The organism is Variovorax sp. BGA-UO-ETr-C22 (assembly GCF_059567965.1).
Window position 1 is genome coordinate 1 of sequence record NZ_JCAQPA010000003.1, and the last position, 17,595, is coordinate 17,595.

The following is a 17,595-nucleotide window of genomic DNA, read 5'->3' on the forward strand; positions in this document are numbered from 1 at the left end:
ATCGATGGCAAGGCCGCCATCCTGGCGGCGATCGCCGCGTTCTTCATCTTCGTCTTGCTCACTGGCATACATGCTCCTTCTCGTCATGCTATGCCTCGAACACAAAATTCAGGACAGGCTCTTCGCGGCACTCCACTGCTGATTCAGTTGCTCATCGCCTACTACGTGATTCCGTCGCTGCTTGACGTCACCGTCTCGCCGATCACAGCCGGGATCTTGGCGCTGGCACTCAATACTGCGGCGTACGGCAGCGAGATCATGCGTGCGGCGCTGTCGACCATTGCGCCAGGGCAGGCTGCCGCGGCGAAAGCGCTGGGCATGCGATCTCGGCATGTCTGGTTTCAGGTTCTGATGCCTCAGATGCTGCAGCGTGCCATTCCGCCCTTGACCAATGAGTTCACGGTGCTGCTTAAAGCTTCCTCGTTGCTCTCGATCATTGCCGTCAACGACTTGGCGACCGTTGCTCGCAATGCCACTTTACAGAGCGATCTGCCCCTGCAGGTATTTACGGCAACCGCCGCGGTTTATTTCATCATGTTGCTGGGTGCCTCATCGCTCTCGCGCGTCATTGAGCGGCGCTTTGCCAGGATGCTTCCCAATGCTCATTGATCTCGAAATCGTTCGCGAGGCTTTGCCCGCGCTATGGCAAGGGCTCAAGGTCACCACGCAAGTCAGTGGCTTGGGCATCCCGCTGGGCATTGCGCTCGGCGTCATCGCTGCCTATTCGGCAGATTCGGGCAGCCGAGCTCTGCGTACGGTAGCGCTGGCGTACGTCGAGTTGGTACGCAATCTCCCGTTCCTAATCTTGGTGTATCTGTCCTTCTTCGGGTTGCCCAAACTAGGCCTCCTAGCCTCCGCCTTTTACATTGCGATCGGCACTACAGCCTTCTACACCGGGGGCTACTTCTGCGAAATCCTTCGTGCCGCATTTCGCAGCGTCCCGGCAGGGCAACTGCGAGCGGCGAAGGCACTTGGCATGAGCACCTGGCATGTACAGCGCTTCGTCGTCGTGCCTCAGATCTTTGGCTTTCTGATTCCCCCAACCGTAAGCCTCACGATCATGATGTTCAAAGACTCGGCCGTGTTCTCGGTGATGAGCCTGCCCGAGCTGACCTACCAAAGCAACCTCAAAACGGCGGATACCTTCGCTTATTTTGAAGTACTCGGAATCACCGCCCTGATCTATTGGGGCAGCAGTGTCCTTATGGAGGCGCTCGGACACGCCATGGAGATGCGCGTGCGCCGCCGGAGCCATCACTGACGGCACACCTAGCCTTCACTCACACCCTGAAAAATGGAAATACCCATGGAAAAACTCACAATCGCCCCACGCACTGGACATGCGACGCTGCTTTACTCCGAGCTGGTGACCGACCTGGACAACTTGACGGCCGACATCGCGATCATCGGCATGCCCTTTGGTTCGGCCTATAGTGCCCGGTCATTCACGAATGATCAAACCAACGCGCCGCAAGCCATACGCGATGTGACCGACCGCATCGTCCGCGCGCCGGATCATTTTGATTTCGATATCGATGGCCCCTTGCTGCAAGGACGCTCTGATATCCGGTTTGTGGACTGCGGCGACGTCATTCCTGATCTCAACAAACCCGGAGACCACTATCGACGCGTCGAGCTGGCTATCCGTCAGATCTTGAACGGCGGCGGCTTGCCTATCGTGCTCGGCGGCGATCATGGCATCACCACACCTGTGCTTCGCGCATTCGACAAAGTCGGACCGATTACGTTGGTGCACGTGGATGCACACCTGGATTGGCGCGAAGAGGTCAACGGCGTGAAGGAGGGTCTGTCCAGCCCAATTCGCCGCGCTTCGGAGATGAAACACGTCGTGCGCATTGTGCAGATCGGCTTGCGTGCGCAGGGCAGTGCCAGACAGGAAGACTACGAGACGGCGCGCCGCTACGGGGCTGAGCTGATCAGTGCATATGAGCTGCACGACATTGGAATGGACGCCGTACTGGCGCGAATTCCCGATGGTGGAAACTACTATTTGTCGATCGACGCCGATGGGATGGACCCCACGATCATGCCCGCAGTCGATGGCCCGGCCCCCGGTGGAATGAGCTTCATACAGGCACGCAAGCTGATTCACGGCTTGGTCAAGAAGGGGCGGGTTGTAGGCATGGACATCGTGGAAATCCAGCCGTCTAAAGACAACGCCAGCAAGCTGACCTGCGTGACCGCTGGCCGCTTGATCGTCAATCTCATCGGGTCGACCATCAAGGCCGGCTACTTCGACAAGTGATCGAAATCCGTAACGTCTCCAAATGGTACGGCAGCTTCCAGGTCCTGACTGACTGCAGCGCAAGCATTCGCACGGGCGAAGTGGTCGTGGTCTGCGGGCCATCTGGCTCGGGCAAAAGCACGTTGATCAAAACAATTAATGCGCTCGAGCCCTTTCAGCAAGGCGAGGTGATTGTGGACGGCGTGTCGATCACAGATCCAAAGACGCGGCTGCCCAAGCTGCGCTCACGCGTAGGCATGGTGTTCCAGCACTTCGAGTTGTTCCCTCACCTCTCGGTGACCGAGAACCTCACGTTGGCTCAGATCAAGGTGTTGGGACGCAGCTGCGAAGACGCAACGACCCGAGGGCTGAAAGTGCTCGAACGCGTCGGCCTGCTCGCCCACAAGAACAAGTTTCCGGGACAGTTGTCAGGTGGCCAGCAGCAACGCGTGGCTATCGCGCGGGCTCTGGCCATGGACCCGATCGTGATGCTTTTCGACGAACCAACCTCAGCGCTGGACCCGGAGATGGTGGGAGAGGTCCTGGACGTGATGGTTCAGCTCGCCGAGGAAGGTATGACCATGATGTGTGTGACGCACGAGATGGGATTTGCGAGGAAGGTAAGCAACCGGGTCATCTTCATGGACCACGGAAAAATTGTTGAAGACTGCGACAAAGAGCATTTTTTTGGAGATCCCGATGCACGATCACCTCGTGCGAGGGAGTTCTTGTCGAAGATCCTGCAGCAGAACTAGGGAACGTCTTATGTGGGCGGGCGTTGGTGCATAACCCTGTGGGAGTGACCTCCGAGCTCGAGCGGGTCCGAAGCGGGTATACCGGCGCCTCCGAAGAGGCTGTTCAGAGACGACCCGCAGGGAAGTCGTCCGTGGCCTGGGTAGCTCCGGCGCGCGGTCCATGCGAACATCCGCACCCATGAGTGAATTCCATTTCGGTATTGATTGCTTCTGCCGGCCGCCTCGGCCGCGGCCGCGAATTCGGCGTTCTCGCTCAGGAAGCCGTATCCGGGATGACCGCCTCGCATTGCTCCCCAAGTGCAAGGTCGTGGTGCAAATGGTGTAACTGCCGCATGCCTGCACCAGCGTCTTCGATCAGGCCCTTGCCCCCGCCTGCTCAGGCCATCGCATGGCCGACGCGCAAGCCTCCGGTGGCCTTGGCGTTCTGTACCCGCTCTGCATGACCAGGAGATCGACCTTGAGTTCATACACAACCCCCAGCATTGGCAATGCGCGCACTGGTGACGGCGCATCCAGCGCCATGGGCGCGGCCATCGCGCGTGAGCTCGCGGCGCTCGGCATTGATCTCGTGCTGACGGTGCGGCGACGGAGATTCATCACAAACAGGACTTCCGCGTCGGCCAGCGTGTGAGCTTCTGCGACCAAGGCCTGAAGCGGCACGTCGGAGAAATCGCTCGGATCAACCAGCGCACCGCCACCGTTCACTGCGAGGGCCGTGCATCGCGCGTGGCGTTCGCCCTGCTTCAACAATTCTCCGACGTCACGCCCTCAACCACCCAGCCGTCAACAACAGCCTCGAACGGACTATTGCCTTAAATTCAACGACGGCTTTTGATCCTCTATGGCTTGGTGTGTTCGAACGCAGGCACGCGCTGCGCGAAGTCGTTCAACCATTGTGCGAGCGGCAGGTGCGTGAAGCGCCACCTGCCCTCGAACCTAAAATCCAGATAACCGAGCGCCGCCGCCAGTGCGATCTCGCCAATATGTGGACCCACGTCGCGACGCGCAGGCAACTGCACCGAAAAAGCATCCAACGCCCGCTCGACCTTGCTGTGCTGATTTGCGACCCACGACTCCGTCTGTTGGGTCTCCGGGCGAAAGCGTCGCTCGTACACCTGTAGCAGCGCAGCGTCGAGCAGGCCGTCGGCCAGTGCCTGCTGGCGCAGCACGCCCATGCGTTCGAGCGTGCCCGCAGGAACGAGAATGCCGCGGCCATCGATCGCATCCAGGTACTCGACAATCACGCGCGAATCGAACAGCGCCTGGCCATCCTCGAGCAGCAGTGTCGGAATCTTCCCCAGCGGATTCTGCTGCCGCAGGCTGTCCGTCGGGTCGCTGGTGTCTGCATTGACGACGCGCACGTCCGCCGTGAGGCCCACCACGTCGATCGCCATGCGCACCTTGCGCCCGAAAGGCGAGGCGGGCGAAGTGCGAAGCACGCGCATGCCGTTCACACGTTTGCCAGCAGGCCGCCGTCCACACGAAGGACCGAGCCGGTCACATACGACGCGTTGCGGCTGGCCAGGAAGGCCACGACGTCAGCGTACTCCTGCGGATCGCCATAGCGCCCGACCGGAATGCTGGCGGTGCTTTCGTTTGTCACGTCTCCCACCGGGCGGTTCTCGCGCTTGGCCTTCTGCTCGTCGAGGAACTTGATGCGGCCCGTGGCCACCCGGCCCGGTAGCACGATATTGCAGGTGATGCCATCCTTACCGACTTCGCGCGCAAGTGTCTTCGACCAGCCCAGCAGCGTCATGCGCAGCGCGTTCGACAGGCCCAGGTTGGCGATGGGCGCGACCACGCCCGACGAGGTGCTCGTGACGATGCGGCCGAACTTGCGCTCGCGCATGCCGGGCAGCACGCGATCGGTGATGGCGATGACTGACATCACCATGCTCTGGAAGTGTTGACTCCACAGCTCGGTGGTCTGACCCGACACGGGCGTGGGCGGCGGGCCGCCGGTGTTGTTGACGAGCACGTCCACCGGACCCAGTTGGCTTTCGACGCGGGCGATGTTCGCGTCAATCACCGACAGGTCGCCGAGGTCCCAGGCCAGAGCGATGGCCTGGCCGCCGGCTTTCGAAATCTGCTCGGCCACGGCGCTCGCTGCCGCGAGGTCGATGTCGGCCAACGCGACGCGCACGCCCTCGCGAGCCAGCGTGCGCGCGATCGCGCCGCCCAGGCCGCCGCCGGCGCCGAGCACTAGCGCTGTTTTTCCTGAGAGTCCGAGGTCCATGGATGTGTCCTTGTCGTTGTGCAGAGAGAGAAAGAGAGAGAGAGTGCGCGCGCGCTTGGCGCGCTCAGATCAACTTACCTGGATTCATGATCTGGTTCGGGTCGAGCGTCTGCTTGATCCGCATCATCAGGTCGAACTCGACCTCCGACTTGTAGTGCCGCAACTCGTCACGCCGCAACTGGCCAACGCCGTGTTCGGCACTGATGCTGCCGTTGGCGGCCGAAACGATGTCGTGCACGATGCGGTTCATGCGCGCCGTCGTAGAAGACAGTTCCTCAGGCGAGGTACCGAGCGGAAGGAGCACGTTGTAGTGCAGGTTGCCGTCACCCAAGTGCCCGAAGTTGATGATGCGCACGCCCGGAAATTCGGCTTGCAGTGCGGCGTCGGCCTCCTGCGCAAACGTGGCGATGGCCGAGATGGGCAATGCGATGTCGTGCTTCACGGCCTTGCCCGCGCGCATCTGCGCCTGCGAGATGCCTTCGCGGATCTTCCAGAAGGCCTGGGTCTGGACACCGCTCACGCTCACCGCAACATCGTCGATCAGTTCCTGCTCCAGCGCTTCGCCGAGGCCGTTTTCGAGCAGCTCGGCCAGGCCTTTGTCCTGTGTGTCGGCCAGTTCGATGAGCGCATGGAATGCGTGGGCGGAGCCCAACGGCGCGCGCACGTCCGCCACGTGCGCGAGGATGAGTGAAAGCGCCTCGGCCGAGAGTATCTCGAAGGCCACCAGCCGCTCGCCGCAGGCCGCGCGCAATTGCGCGAGCAGCTGCACCAGCGCGTCGATGTCTTTCGCGCCGACCCAGGCGGTTGCGCGCGCCACGGGGCGCGGGTGCAGCTTGAGCACTGCCGCAGTGATCACGCCCAGGGTGCCTTCGGAGCCGATGAACAGGTCGCGCAGGTCGTAGCCGGTATTGTCCTTGCGCAGCGCGCGCAGGCCATTCCAGACGCGCCCGTCGGGCAGCACCACCTCCAACCCCAGCGCCAGTTCGCGTGCATTGCCGTAGCGCAGCACCGCGATGCCGCCGGCGTTGGTGGCCAGGTTGCCGCCGATGGTGCAGCTGCCCTCGGCGCCCAGGCTCAGCGGAAAGAAGCGGTCCACCTCCTGCGCGGCCGCCTGAATGTTCGCGAGAAGCACGCCGGCCTCGACCGTCAGCGTGTTGTTGAGTGGATCGACCGCGCGGATCGTGTTCATGCGCACCGTGCTCAGCACCACCTGCGCCCCGCTGCCGTCGGGCGTGGCGCCGCCGCTCATGCCGGTGTTGCCGCCTTGAGTGACCACAGGGGTGTGAGTCTCGTGGCATATGCGCATGACCTCGGCCGTCTGAGCGGTGTCAACCGGGCGCACGACGATGCTACTGCGGCCGGTCCACTTCTTGAGCCAGTCGGTCTCGTAGGGGGCCTTGGCGTCTTCGTCGCTGACCAGTCCGGCGTCGCCGACAGCGGCGTGCAGGCGTATGAGGAGTTCGGGGTGCATGTTGCTCATGTGGTGTTACCAGCCCAGTTGAATGCGGCCGAGGGCCATGGAGACTGCCGCCTGCGTGGGCTCGACCACCGGCAGGCCGGTGGCTTCCTGCAGCGGCGCGCGAAAGGGGGCCATGCCGGCGCAGCCCATGACCAGCACGTTGGCGCCGTTTTCGTCGCGCAGGCGCTTGCCCGCGTCGACCATGGCGGCCAGCGTGGCCTGCTGGTCCGACAGTTCAGACACGGTGCGGCCGATGGCCGCCTCGCCCGCCACGCGCTGCGCGATGCCCATGGCGCCCCAGGTGCGCCAGTGGCGGCCGATGGAGCCCTGCAGGATGGCGATGACGCCGAAGCGCTGGCCCAGCGTGAGCGCAGTGAGTGCGGCGCACTCGCTGATGCCAAAAGAGAGCACCCCCTTCATCTCGCGCAGCATGTGCAGCCCGGGGTCGCTGAAGCAGGCGGTGACGAAGCCGGCGGCGTCGCCCAGATGCTCCTGTGCGAAGCGGTGCACCGACAGCGCGGCACGGTCGACGTCGTGCTGCGTCTGCACGCCGCTCGGACCGTCGGCCAGCGTCACGCATTCGATGCGCGGGCCATTCGGCCGGCGCAGCGGCGCCATGGCGGCGTCGATGCCAGCGGTGACGGCCTGGCTGCTGTTGGGGTTGATGACGTAGAGAGTTTTCTGCATGGCAGCCTCGTAACCCTTGAACACGTTGGTATTGCTCGGCAAGGGAGACGCCGAGGGCTCGCAGTTTAGAAGTGCATGGGCGCGTCGACACTTGCCAATTCATGCGTCATCATTAACACCTTGTTATCTCACCTCCCCGCCATGTCATTCAATCTGAGGCAGATCGAGGTCTTTCGGGCCGTCATGATCACGGGCTCCATCCGCGGGGCCTCGCAGTTGCTCTTTGTGTCGCAGCCGGCGGTGAGTCGGCTGCTGTCGCACACCGAGGCCCGTGTTGGATTTCCGCTGTTCGAGCGCATCAGGGGGCGACTTCACGCCACGCCCGAGGCCAAGAAGCTGTTCCACGAGGTCGAACAGGTCTATGCGGGCGTCAAGCGGGTGAACGAACTGGCGCGCGAACTCAGCGAGCATCAGGAAGGCATCCTGAACTTGGTGGCCAGCCCGAGCGTGGGGCAGATGGTCATCCCCATGGCCATGGCCGAATACCGGCACAACAACCCGCAGGTGAAGCTCACCTTCCATTACCTGGGCCACACCCCGCTGATGGAGCGGCTGCTCAACCGACAGGCCGACCTGGCGGTATCGATCCTCCCGGTGAACCATCCGAACCTGGAGATGGAGGAGATCGGCAGCGGCCGGCTGGTGTGCATCTGCCCCTACAACCATCCGTTGGCCCGGCGCGCCACGCTGGCGGTGACCGACCTCCTCCCGTTTCCGCTCATCTCGTACGACCGGGCCTCGCCCTTCGGCGCCATGGTGGGCGCGCTGTTCGAAGCCAGCGGCGAGGCCGTGCGCGCCGCCATCGAAGCCGGCTCGCCGCAGAACGCCTGCGCCCTGGTGCAGGCCGGCGCGGGCATTGCGCTGGTCGACGAGTTCTCGGCGCGCAGCTGGGCGGCCAGCAAGTTCGTGGTGCGACCCGTGGTGAACGCGCCGGTGCTGAAAGCCACGCTGGTGCGGCTGCGCACCGAGCCGATGTCGCAGCTCGCGCAGGCCTTCGTCGAGGTGCTGCAGGGCGTGATGGCGCGGGAGGGCTTCCGGGTTTCTACCAAAGATACTTAACAACATGTTAAGCATGGCACTCAAACTGTCACGCGACAGCGCAGGTCCGCGTCGGAATAATTGCCGCAACAAAACGCCGATCTGGAGTGCTTTCCATGCCTGCCACCGCCCTCTGTGCCGTCCGAAATGAATGCCTATTTCTGACTGACGCGTGCCAGCCTGTCCGGGGCCCGAAAGCAGTGCGGGGAGCCCGTCGGTGAAGCTCGGGCTCAAGGGGCGGCATGCGCTGGTCTGTGCATCGAGCCGCGGCCTCGGACGCGCCTGCGCCGTGTCGCTGGCTGGCGAAGGCGTGAGCCTGACACTGGTGGCACGGGGCCGCGAAGCCCTCGAAGAGACGGCTGCACACATCCGCCGCACGAGTGGCGTGACGGTGCATGCCGTGGCGGCCGACATCACCACGCCAGCTGGGCGCGAAGCTGCGCTGGCCGCGCACCCGGCACCCGACATCCTCGTGAACAACGCAGGTGGCCCCAAGCCCGGCCACTTCAGGGACTGGGACCGCGATACCTGGATTGCCGCGCTCGACGCCAACATGCTCACGCCCATCGAGATGATCCGCGCCACGCTCGACGGCATGGTGGCGCGCCGTTTCGGCCGCATCGTGAACATCACCTCGGCCGCCGTGAAGGCGCCGATCGACATCCTTGGCCTGTCCAACGGCGCACGCTCCGGCCTGACCGGTTTCGTGGCCGGCCTGGCCCGCCAGAACGTGGCGCACAACGTCACCCTCAACAACCTTTTGCCTGGCCCCTTCGAAACCGACCGGCTGTTGGAAACCGCGCGCCAGTGGGCGCAGGACCACGGCCTGGACGAAGACGAAGTGCTCGCCCGCCGCCGCGCGGCCAACCCGGCCGGGCGCTTCGGCCTGCCGCACGAATTCGGCGACGCCTGCACCTTCCTATGCAGCGCACAGGCCGGTTTCATCACGGGACAGAACCTGCTGCTCGACGGCGGTTCGTACCCGGGCACCTTCTAGCCATGACCGTCATGAACGCGACCCCAGACAAACCCTTCGACCTCACGATCCGCAACGGCCGCATCTCCAATGCGGACGGCAGCTTCCACGCCGACATCGGCATCACCGGCGGCGTGATCGTGCAGATTGCGCCGAACTTGCGGCCCGGCCTGCGCGACGTCGACGCCGCAGGCCACTGGGTACTGCCCGGCGGCATCGACAGCCACTGCCACATCGAGCAGCTCTCAGGCATGGGCGTGATGTGCGCGGACGACTTCTATTCGGGCACCGTGTCGGCCGCGTTCGGCGGCACCACCACCATCCTGTCGTTCGCGGCTCAGCACCGCGCCGACAGTATTCCCGAGGTGGTGGCCGCCTACGGCAGGCTGGCACGCGATAAGGCGGTGATCGACTACGGATTCCACCTGATCCTGACCAATCCCGACGAGACCGCGCTGCGCGAGCATTTGCCCAAGGTGATCCGCGACGGCATCACCTCGCTGAAGGTCTACATGACCTACGACAAGCTCAAGCTTGACGACTATCAACTGCTGGAAGTGATGTCGGTAGCGAGCGAAGAAGGCGCGCTCGTGATGATGCACGCCGAGAACCACGACATGATCCGCTGGATTGCGCATCGGCTGCTTGAGCGTGGCCACGTGGCGCCGAAGTTCCATGCGGTGGCACACGACGCGCTGGCCGAGTCGGAGGCGACGAATCGCGCCATCGCGCTCGCACGGCTGGCCGACGTGCCCGTGCTCATTGTGCATGTGGCGGGCCGTGAGACAGTGGACGTGATCCGCAATGCGCGTCGCTTGGGCGCAGCCGTGTACGCAGAAAGCTGCCCGCAGTATCTGTTTCTGGAAGCCGACGACAGCGACAAGCCCGGCATGGAAGGTGCCAAGTTCTGCTGCAGCCCGCCGCCGCGCGATGCCGACTCTCAGGAGGCGGTATGGGCGGGCCTGAAGGACGGCACGCTCGGCGTGTACTCGTCCGACCATGCGCCGTACCGTTTCGACGCCTCGGGCAAGCTACCCAAGGGTGACGCCACCACCTTCAAGGAAATGGCCAACGGCGTGCCGGGCATAGAGCTTCGCCTGCCGCTGCTGTTCTCCGAAGGCGTGATGAAGGGGCGGCTGAGCATCGAGGAATTTGTCGCGCTCACGTCCACCAACCATGCCCGCATGTACGGCCTTGCGCCGCGCAAGGGCGCCATCTGCGTGGGCGCCGATGCCGACGTCGTGCTGTGGAACCCCGAGCGCATCGTCGAGGTCAGCGCCGCGATGCTGCACGACAACGTGGGCTACACGCCCTACGAGGGCCGCGTGTTGCAGGGCTGGCCCGAGCAGGTGTTCAGCCGCGGGCGCTGCGTGGTGCGCGACAACGCGCTGCAGGTTGAACGCGGAACGGGTGAGTACATCGCGCGCGGGCGCCCCGACCCGCTGGCCAGCCGGACCGCCGCATCGCTGGAGCGTGGGCGCTTCAGCGAACTCTTGGGCCTGATGCGCACGAGCGAAACGAACTGATTTCCGTCCTCTGGCCGGGCATCCTCCGGCCGTCTTTAGATAACCCCCCAGGAGTTGAACCATGAAGTCCCCGTCCCTTTCTTCGTGCCTTCGCGCCGTTCCCTTTGCGCTGCTGTGCTGCTTCGGCGCGACCACCGCCCTGGCTCAGGCGCCGCTGCGCACCGCGGTCGACGCCACCTTCGCGCCGCATGCGATGGCCAAGCTCGGCGGCGGAGTGCAGGGTTTCAACGTCGACCTAGGTGAGGAACTGGCTAAACGGCTGGGCCGCAAGATCGAGATCGAGGGCGCGGAGTTCTCGGGCCTCGTGCCGGGCCTGAACAGCCGTCGGTACGACTTCCTGATCGCGCCCGTCACGGTGACGCCCGAGCGCGCGAAGTCGCTTCTTTTCACCGAGGGCTACTTGGACACCGACTACACATTCCTCGGCACCAAGGCGGCGCCGGCTATCGAGAAGCTCGAAGACCTCAAGGGCAAGACCGTGGCGGTCAACAAGGGCTCCAACTACGAAGGCTGGGCCCGCGACAACGCCGCGAAATACGGATTCAAGTTCGACGTGTACGGCGCCAACGCCGACGCGGTGCAGGCCGTGCAGTCTGGACGCGCCGACTACAACCTGGCGGGCACCACGGTGGTGGCCTGGGTCGCCAAGCAGAACGCGAGCCTGAAGACCAGCTACACCATCAAGACCGGGCTGGTGTGGGCGCTGCCGTTTCGCGTGGACGACAAGGCCGGTCGCGACGCCATGTCGAACGCGCTCAAGTGCATGAAGAAGGACGGCACCGTCGCCAAGCTGGCGGTGAAGTGGTTCGGCTTCCAACCCGCAGCCGACGACGCCGCCGTGAAGATCGCCCCCGGCACCGGCGTGCCCGGCACCGACGGCTACGACCCGACCCCCGTCACCCCCAAGTGCGCCTGATGCCCATCCTGGAAGTTTCCGGACTGCGCAAGTCCTACGGCAGCACCGAGGTGCTGCGCGGCGTTGACCTGCATGTGGATGCGGGCGAGCTGGTGTGCGTGATCGGGCCTTCGGGCTCGGGCAAGAGCACCATGCTGCGTTGCTGCAACCTGCTGGAGACGCCCACTGGCGGGCGCATCCTCGCCAACGGGCATGAGGTGACGTCGGCCACGGTCGACATCAACCGCCTGCGCCAGGACATCGGCATGGTGTTCCAGCAGTTCAACCTGTACCCGCACCTCACGGCGCTGGACAACGTGTCGCTCGCGCTGCGCAAGGTGCAGCGGCGCTCGAAGGCAGAGGCCGAGGCGATGGCGCAGACAGCACTTGAACAGGTCGGCCTGGGTGCCAAGGCCGGGTCGTTTCCCGCCGAGCTCTCGGGCGGCCAGCAGCAGCGCGTGGGCATAGCGCGCGCAGTGGCACTCAAGCCGCACGTGATTCTTTTCGATGAACCCACGAGCGCGCTCGATCCCGAGTTGGTGGAGGACGTGCTCAACGTCATGCGGGACTTGCGCCATCGCGGCATGACGATGCTGGTGGTCACGCACGAGATGTCCTTCGCCCATGCGGCCGCCGACCGGGTGGTATTCATGGATGGCGGCGTGGTTGTCGAGCAAGGCAGCGCGGCCGATGTGTTCGAGCGCCCGCGCGAGACGCGCACGCAAAGCTTCCTGGCTCGTTATGGAAGCCGGCGGTCATGACGGGCGGCGACAGCGGATTCTTCTTCACCTTCTTCAACCTCGCGGTTGCGAAGCAGTACTGGCCCAACATTGCGGCCGGCATGCTGGTGACGGTCGGGGTGGGTATTGCTGTGGTCGTCACAGGCACGGTGCTCGGGCTGTGGCTGGCGGTGGTTCGTGCGCTCGGACGCCGCGCCCTGGCGCTGCCCATCGTGGCGTTCGCAGACATCATGCGATCGCTGCCTCCGCTCGTGGTGCTCATCGTCCTGTACTTTGGGCTGCCCGCGCTCGGCATGCCGCTGTCGGCCTTTGCGGTGACCTGGCTGTCGCTGTCGCTGGTGCTTGCCGCCTATGCGGAAGAAAGCATCTGGGCCGGCATCTGTGCCGTCCCGTCAGGGCAGCTCGAGGCGGCGCGCTCCACCGGCATGCGCTGGTGGCAGGCGATGCGCTGGGTAGTGCTGCCGCAGGCGCTGCGGCGCGCGGTGCCGCCACTGACCAACCGCGTGATCTCCATCACCAAGAACACCGCGCTGGGGTCGGTCGTGGCACTCAACGAAATCTTGAACAACGCGCAGGGCGCGAGCAGCTACGCCGGCAACCCCACGCCCTTGATGATGGCTGCGTTCGCGTACCTGGTGGTGTTTCTGCCGCTGGTCGTGTTCTCGCGGTGGATCGAACAGCGCTGGCAGCGCAGGTAGGAACGCCATGGAAAGTCTGATCCAGAACTTCTTCAACCTCGAGATCTACGCCACAGTATTCCCGCACCTGCTGCGCGGCCTGTGGACGACCGTGTGGCTCTCCGCGCTGGTCATCCCGCTCGGCGCAGCCGTGGGGCTGGCGCTGGCGCTCGGCTTCACGCAGTCGGGCAGCCGTGCGGTGCGCTGGAGCATCGTCGGCTACATCGACTTCTTCCGTGCGTTTCCGCCGCTGGTGTTGCTCATCCTGATCTATTTCGGCGGTCCATTCCTGGGCATCGAACTCGGCAAGGTCACTGCCGTGGCGCTCGCCTTCGTGCTGAACAATGCGAGCTACTACGCCGAGGTGTTCCGCGCAGGGCTAGAAGGCGTGGTCAAGGGCCAGATGGAGGCCGCACGCTCCACCGGACTCACCCGCGCCCAGGCGCTGCGCCATGTGGTGGTGCCGCAAGCCGTGAAGAACGTGCTGCCCGACCTCGTGGGAAACAGCATCGAGATCGTGAAGCTCACCAGCATCGCAAGCGTGGTAGCCATGCCCGAGCTGCTGCGTGCTGCGCGCGATGCGCAGTCGCTGGTGTTCAACCCGTCACCGGTGATGCTGGCCGCGTTCATGTACCTGGCGTTGCTGTGGCCGCTCACGCGCTGGCTCGGCCGCCTCGAGCACCGCCGTGCGCGCCGCTGAGCCGGCGGCTTCGACCGCAGACAACAAAGAAAACATTCTTCATCCTAAGGAATCCTCGTGACCCCAACCAAGATCAGCGAGACGTCGAAAGGCGTCTACATCATTGCCGCGACGCCCTTCACCGACAGTGGCGAACTGGACCTGGAAAGCACCGACAGCCTGACCGACTTCTACCTGGAGAAGGGCGTCACGGGCTTCACCATCCTCGGCATGATGGGCGAGGCGCCCAAGCTCACCGAAGCGGAAACGCTGACCGTGATGGACCGCGTGTTGAGGCGCGTCGGCACGCGCGCGCCGGTGGTGGTGGGTGTGAGCCACGCGTCGAACCGGCACGTGGAGCGCTTGTCGAAAACCGCCATGGACCAGGGCGCCGCCGGCGTCATGCTGGCGCCCGTGGCCAACCTGAAGACAGACGAACAGGTCTACAACTACTACGCCACTGTGGCGAAGCTGCTCGGCCCCGACATCCCGATCTGCCTGCAGGACTTTCCGCAGGCGACCGGCGTGCACATGTCGGTTTCGGTGATTCACAAGCTGATCGACGACTTCTCCCAGGTCGTGATGCTCAAGCACGAGGACTTTCCGGGCATGCGCAAACTCAGCGAAGTGCGCGAGCAGAGCGCGACCGCGGGCCGCCGCCGCATCAGCGTACTGGTGGGCAACGGCGGGCTCTTCTTGCCGCAGGAAATGCTGCGCGGCGCGGACGGTGCGATGACGGGCTTTGCCTACCCCGAGATGCTGGTGCAGGTGTGCAAGCTGTTCGACGAAGGCCGCAACGATGAGGCAGAGGATCTCTTCAACGTCTACCTGCCGCTGCTGCGCCACGAGTTCCAGTACGGTATTGGCCTGGCGCTGCGCAAGGAAACGTTGAAGCGTCGCGGTGCGATCCGCTCTGCGTATGTGCGGCGGCCGGGGCCGGTGTTGAATGGGACGGATTTGGCTGAACTCGGTCGCTTGATTCAACGCCTGGAGGAGAGCAAGGCCGTGCGCGGCTGAGAACCGCATGACCTCGCCATTGAGTTGATTGGGTTGCCCGGCATGCGCGGCCGCCGCGGCGGCGCTGATCGGGCCCTTGCGTGAAAAGCTCGACGACCAGCACGTTTTTGTTGGCACTGAGCGGAATGCTCGGCTTGCCATCGAAAACATGCCGTTTCGCCACATCGCCAAGCTGGCGTATCAGGATCGAGTGACCAGTGGTGGCCTCATAAAAGGCGATTCGCCTTTGCAAGAACGTGAAGGCCGATGCCATCGAGGACGGTAAACGCATCGTGTTCTCTAGCTTCGACATCGCAGGAGCGATGCATCACGCAAGCAGCTCTGCACGGTGTTTCGGCAGGAGCGGTTGTCGGAGCGGCTCAAACCGAAGGCCGGCGCCGATTGCAAGAAGATCAAAGTCTGAACTCCAAGAGCTGGAGTACTACGTAGGTCAGCCAAGGCTTTCGTTCCGATGAGTTTCGAGCTGGGCACAGCCTTCCAGTTCGATTGGAGCGATGAAGCCATGGTCGTCGGTGGCGTGTTCTACAACGTAGAAAGTGGCGCACCTGGAGCTGTGCGCGAGCCATGGCCAAGGTCTGTTGCTTCATGCTCCGATCAACAGATCACCAGGGAGGGTCGTAAATCTTTTCAGTGTGGCCTTCAGTCTCTGCAACATGCAATTTCAGCAGTTTCAGGAAATTTGCGGCGGCGGTCGACGGACTGCGGCCCGCTCTGGTGACCACTCCTAGTCTTCGCTGAAGGCTGGGGCCGTCCAGCTTCAGGATTGCGAGCCCTGAGGTATCGGTATGGCTGAGCGCCAAGCGAGGCAGCGCGGTGATGCCCAAGTTCGCGGCCACGAGCTTGCCACTCAGAGAAAGACTGTCGCAGTCATAGGCCATGTGAACGACCAGCCCCTGCGCATCGAACACGGCTTCGGTCAACATGCGGATGCTGGTCCCGGCTGCCTGCGCGATATAGGGGTAGCGGGTGAAGACGTCCCAGCCCCACGAAGGTTGCTGCACAAGCTCATGGCTCGGATGACAAACGAGCACGAATGCGTCTTCCACAAGATGGGTATAGCGGAAGTTGTTGTCCAAGCTGGGCTCCATACAGATACCGAAGTCGGCATCTCCGGAGTCCACTGCCGCCAGCACTGGCTTGGTCGTCATGACTCGGATCACGAAATCGACGCCTGGGTACAGCGCGGCGAACTTGGTCATGACGGGTGGGAGAAACGAGGCGCCAACCGACGGCAGCGTCGCCATGACTACGCGCCCGCGGCGCCCTTCGAGGAACTGGCTTAGCTCTCCCAGGGAGGATTCGAACTCCGCCAGGATCCGTCGGGCGATCGGGGCCAGCTCATCGCCCGCGGCCGTCGGACGGACATTGCGGGTATTGCGGTCGAACAAACGGGTGCCCAGCGCCGCCTCGGCGCCAGAGATGGTGCGGCTGAGGGCTGGCTGGGAGATGTGCAAAACCTCGGCAGCCTTGCGGAAACTGCGCAATTCGGCCACTCGCGAAAAGGCCTCGAGTTGGTGCAGCGTCAACGGCACGCGCATGAAGGGCTCTCCTTGATCATTCCACTATTGGCATCAAACAAATACCATTTTTGCACTTCCTTGTTCAATCCCCTTTTCCCATACTCAGGCCCTTGTCAGCGGAGACGGTCGTGTGCCGCGATACAACCCCAGGAGACAAACGTGATTGAAAAGAGGAAGCAGGCTTGGTTGAGCGCGGCCGGCGTGATCGCGCTGACGGCTGGCCTGACGCTTGCCGCGCATGCCGCGGAAAGTTATCCGAACAAGCCCATCCGCGTGGTGGTGCCCTTTCCGGCGGGCAGCGGCGCCGATGCGACGGCGCGTGTCATCGGCGCCGAGATCGCGAAGCTGGCGCACCAAGGCGTCATCGTCGAGAACAAGGGCGGCGCCAATGGTTTTATCGGTACCGAGCAGGTTGCCAAGGCCGCGCCGGATGGCTACACCCTGCTGCTGACAAGCAACACGCATATTGCCAATAAGTTTCTTTTCAAGAAACTGCCCTACGACCCAATTGGAGATTTCAAAGCGATCTCGCTTTACAAGAAACCAACCCCGCTTGTGCTCGTCGTTGGGGTCGATTCGCCGTTCAAGAGTCTGGCCGACGTCACGGCCGAGGCCCGGCGTTCACCTGGCAAGCTGAGCTATGCCAGTGGCAATTCATCATCCCGAGTCGGTGCCGAGCTCTACAAGCAGCTGGCGAATGTGGACATGTTGTACGTGCCGTTCAAAGGGAACCCGGAAGGCCTGAACGAGGTGATCGCGGGACGGGTGGACATGATGTTCTCCGACGTCACGGCATGCATGCCGCTGGTCATGGGCGGCAAGCTGCGCGCCCTGGTGGTCACTGGCGGCGAGCGCATGCCCTCGCTGCCCAGCGTGCCGGCGGCACCTGAGGCCGGCCTGCCGAAACTCGAAATTGGTTCTTGGGGCATGTTCCTGGCGCCGGTGCGAACTCCCGACGCCGTGGTCCAGAAGCTCAACGACTGGGTCAACCAGGCGGTGAAAGCGCCTACGGTCCAGCGCTACTTCGCCAACAACAACGGCATCGGTTTCGCAGGCTCGCGCCAAGACCTTGAGCACTTCATGAGCAGTGAAATGGACAAGTGGGGAACGATCGTCAAACGCGCAAACATCCAGCCCGAATGAGC

General features: G+C 63.7%; 19 protein-coding genes and 1 pseudogene. 15 read left to right on the plus strand and 5 right to left on the minus strand.

From position 1 onward, the window contains the following. The 5 genes from AC57B8_RS00015 to AC57B8_RS00035 all read left to right on the plus strand — a co-directional run bounded on the left by AC57B8_RS00015 (position 1) and on the right by AC57B8_RS00035 (position 3,631). Positions 1–609, plus strand: a complete 609-nt coding sequence (locus AC57B8_RS00015) for an amino acid ABC transporter permease (protein ID WP_496478226.1) — start codon at positions 1–3, stop codon at positions 607–609. Beyond that, entirely contained in the window at positions 599–1,261 is a 663-nt protein-coding gene (locus AC57B8_RS00020) for an amino acid ABC transporter permease (RefSeq protein ID WP_496478227.1), read from the plus strand. The genes AC57B8_RS00015 and AC57B8_RS00020 overlap by 11 nt, the downstream gene beginning before the upstream one ends. A 45-nt stretch (positions 1,262–1,306) precedes the next feature. Then, the gene (locus tag AC57B8_RS00025) at positions 1,307–2,266 is read left to right on the plus strand and encodes an agmatinase (RefSeq protein ID WP_496478228.1); all 960 of its coding nucleotides are present in this window, start codon (positions 1,307–1,309) and stop codon (positions 2,264–2,266) included. After that, positions 2,263–3,000 carry an amino acid ABC transporter ATP-binding protein gene (locus AC57B8_RS00030; RefSeq protein ID WP_496478229.1) on the plus strand — a complete coding sequence of 246 codons (738 nt, stop codon included), beginning with the start codon at positions 2,263–2,265 and terminating at the stop codon, positions 2,998–3,000. The genes AC57B8_RS00025 and AC57B8_RS00030 overlap by 4 nt, the downstream gene beginning before the upstream one ends. 388 nt (positions 3,001–3,388) lie before the next feature. Beyond that, positions 3,389–3,631, plus strand: coding sequence for a hypothetical protein (locus AC57B8_RS00035; RefSeq protein WP_496478230.1), 243 nt, complete (start codon positions 3,389–3,391; stop codon positions 3,629–3,631). A gap of 208 nt (positions 3,632–3,839) precedes the next feature. On the opposite strand, the gene AC57B8_RS00040 is transcribed toward AC57B8_RS00035, so the two are convergent. The 4 genes from AC57B8_RS00040 to AC57B8_RS00055 all read right to left on the minus strand — a co-directional run bounded on the left by AC57B8_RS00040 (position 3,840) and on the right by AC57B8_RS00055 (position 7,382). Next, positions 3,840–4,445 carry a glutathione S-transferase gene (locus AC57B8_RS00040; protein ID WP_496478324.1) on the minus strand — a complete coding sequence of 202 codons (606 nt, stop codon included), beginning with the start codon at positions 4,443–4,445 and terminating at the stop codon, positions 3,840–3,842. A gap of 5 nt (positions 4,446–4,450) precedes the next feature. Beyond that, positions 4,451–5,236, minus strand: a complete 786-nt coding sequence (locus AC57B8_RS00045) for an SDR family oxidoreductase (protein WP_496478231.1) — start codon at positions 5,234–5,236, stop codon at positions 4,451–4,453. Between the two features lie 64 nt (positions 5,237–5,300). Then, positions 5,301–6,716 (minus strand): FAD-binding oxidoreductase, encoded by a 1,416-nt coding sequence (locus tag AC57B8_RS00050; RefSeq protein ID WP_496478232.1) that lies wholly within the window; start codon positions 6,714–6,716, stop codon positions 5,301–5,303. Positions 6,717–6,722: 6 nt separating this feature from the next. Continuing rightward, the gene (locus AC57B8_RS00055) at positions 6,723–7,382 is read right to left on the minus strand and encodes an aspartate/glutamate racemase family protein (protein ID WP_496478233.1); all 660 of its coding nucleotides are present in this window, start codon (positions 7,380–7,382) and stop codon (positions 6,723–6,725) included. Between the two features lie 141 nt (positions 7,383–7,523). On the opposite strand from AC57B8_RS00055, the gene AC57B8_RS00060 reads away from it, so the two are divergent. From AC57B8_RS00060 to AC57B8_RS00100, 9 genes and pseudogenes are all read left to right on the plus strand, one after another. Next, a complete protein-coding gene (locus AC57B8_RS00060; RefSeq protein WP_496478234.1) occupies positions 7,524–8,441 on the plus strand; it encodes a LysR family transcriptional regulator in 918 nt (305 codons plus the stop codon). 196 nt (positions 8,442–8,637) lie between these two features. Continuing rightward, entirely contained in the window at positions 8,638–9,417 is a 780-nt protein-coding gene (locus tag AC57B8_RS00065) for an SDR family oxidoreductase (protein ID WP_496478235.1), read from the plus strand. Positions 9,418–9,428: 11 nt separating this feature from the next. Continuing rightward, positions 9,429–10,922 carry a dihydropyrimidinase gene (hydA, locus tag AC57B8_RS00070; protein ID WP_496478236.1) on the plus strand — a complete coding sequence of 498 codons (1,494 nt, stop codon included), beginning with the start codon at positions 9,429–9,431 and terminating at the stop codon, positions 10,920–10,922. Positions 10,923–10,983: 61 nt separating this feature from the next. Further along, on the plus strand, positions 10,984–11,838 hold the full coding sequence (locus AC57B8_RS00075; protein ID WP_496478237.1) for a transporter substrate-binding domain-containing protein: 855 nt from the start codon (positions 10,984–10,986) through the stop codon (positions 11,836–11,838). Next, entirely contained in the window at positions 11,838–12,578 is a 741-nt protein-coding gene (locus AC57B8_RS00080) for an amino acid ABC transporter ATP-binding protein (RefSeq protein ID WP_496478238.1), read from the plus strand. Before AC57B8_RS00075 ends, AC57B8_RS00080 begins: the two co-directional genes overlap by 1 nt. Next, a complete protein-coding gene (locus AC57B8_RS00085; RefSeq protein ID WP_496478239.1) occupies positions 12,575–13,255 on the plus strand; it encodes an amino acid ABC transporter permease in 681 nt (226 codons plus the stop codon). Before AC57B8_RS00080 ends, AC57B8_RS00085 begins: the two co-directional genes overlap by 4 nt. A gap of 7 nt (positions 13,256–13,262) precedes the next feature. Then, positions 13,263–13,934: an amino acid ABC transporter permease gene (locus tag AC57B8_RS00090; RefSeq protein ID WP_496478240.1), complete on the plus strand. Its 672-nt coding sequence runs from the start codon at positions 13,263–13,265 to the stop codon at positions 13,932–13,934. Between the two features lie 57 nt (positions 13,935–13,991). Further along, complete coding sequence (locus AC57B8_RS00095; protein WP_496478241.1) at positions 13,992–14,930, plus strand: dihydrodipicolinate synthase family protein; 939 nt, start codon at positions 13,992–13,994, stop codon at positions 14,928–14,930. A 433-nt stretch (positions 14,931–15,363) separates the two neighbouring features. Then, a pseudogene (locus AC57B8_RS00100) lies at positions 15,364–15,517 on the plus strand (IS21 family transposase); the annotation flags it as partial. 15 nt (positions 15,518–15,532) lie between these two features. Here AC57B8_RS00100 and AC57B8_RS00105 read toward each other — a convergent pair. Then, positions 15,533–16,468 (minus strand): LysR family transcriptional regulator, encoded by a 936-nt coding sequence (locus AC57B8_RS00105; RefSeq protein ID WP_496478242.1) that lies wholly within the window; start codon positions 16,466–16,468, stop codon positions 15,533–15,535. Positions 16,469–16,609: 141 nt separating this feature from the next. Between AC57B8_RS00105 and AC57B8_RS00110 the strand changes: the two genes are divergently transcribed. Beyond that, positions 16,610–17,593 carry a Bug family tripartite tricarboxylate transporter substrate binding protein gene (locus AC57B8_RS00110; protein ID WP_496478243.1) on the plus strand — a complete coding sequence of 328 codons (984 nt, stop codon included), beginning with the start codon at positions 16,610–16,612 and terminating at the stop codon, positions 17,591–17,593. Positions 17,594–17,595: the final 2 nt, after the last annotated feature.

Bases quoted from the DNA above. Each gene is read 5' to 3' on its own strand.
- AC57B8_RS00020 (WP_496478227.1), top strand. From the start codon at position 599: ATGCTCATTGATCTCGAAATCGTTCGCGAGGCTTTGCCCGCGCTATGG.
- AC57B8_RS00025 (WP_496478228.1), top strand. From the start codon at position 1,307: ATGGAAAAACTCACAATCGCCCCACGCACTGGACATGCGACGCTGCTT.
- AC57B8_RS00035 (WP_496478230.1), top strand. From the start codon at position 3,389: ATGGCCGACGCGCAAGCCTCCGGTGGCCTTGGCGTTCTGTACCCGCTC.
- AC57B8_RS00040 (WP_496478324.1), bottom strand. From the start codon at position 4,445: ATGCGCGTGCTTCGCACTTCGCCCGCCTCGCCTTTCGGGCGCAAGGTG.
- AC57B8_RS00045 (WP_496478231.1), bottom strand. From the start codon at position 5,236: ATGGACCTCGGACTCTCAGGAAAAACAGCGCTAGTGCTCGGCGCCGGC.
- AC57B8_RS00050 (WP_496478232.1), bottom strand. From the start codon at position 6,716: ATGAGCAACATGCACCCCGAACTCCTCATACGCCTGCACGCCGCTGTC.
- AC57B8_RS00055 (WP_496478233.1), bottom strand. From the start codon at position 7,382: ATGCAGAAAACTCTCTACGTCATCAACCCCAACAGCAGCCAGGCCGTC.
- AC57B8_RS00060 (WP_496478234.1), top strand. From the start codon at position 7,524: ATGTCATTCAATCTGAGGCAGATCGAGGTCTTTCGGGCCGTCATGATC.
- hydA (WP_496478236.1), top strand. From the start codon at position 9,429: ATGAACGCGACCCCAGACAAACCCTTCGACCTCACGATCCGCAACGGC.
- AC57B8_RS00075 (WP_496478237.1), top strand. From the start codon at position 10,984: ATGAAGTCCCCGTCCCTTTCTTCGTGCCTTCGCGCCGTTCCCTTTGCG.
- AC57B8_RS00080 (WP_496478238.1), top strand. From the start codon at position 11,838: ATGCCCATCCTGGAAGTTTCCGGACTGCGCAAGTCCTACGGCAGCACC.
- AC57B8_RS00085 (WP_496478239.1), top strand. From the start codon at position 12,575: ATGACGGGCGGCGACAGCGGATTCTTCTTCACCTTCTTCAACCTCGCG.
- AC57B8_RS00090 (WP_496478240.1), top strand. From the start codon at position 13,263: ATGGAAAGTCTGATCCAGAACTTCTTCAACCTCGAGATCTACGCCACA.
- AC57B8_RS00105 (WP_496478242.1), bottom strand. From the start codon at position 16,468: ATGCGCGTGCCGTTGACGCTGCACCAACTCGAGGCCTTTTCGCGAGTG.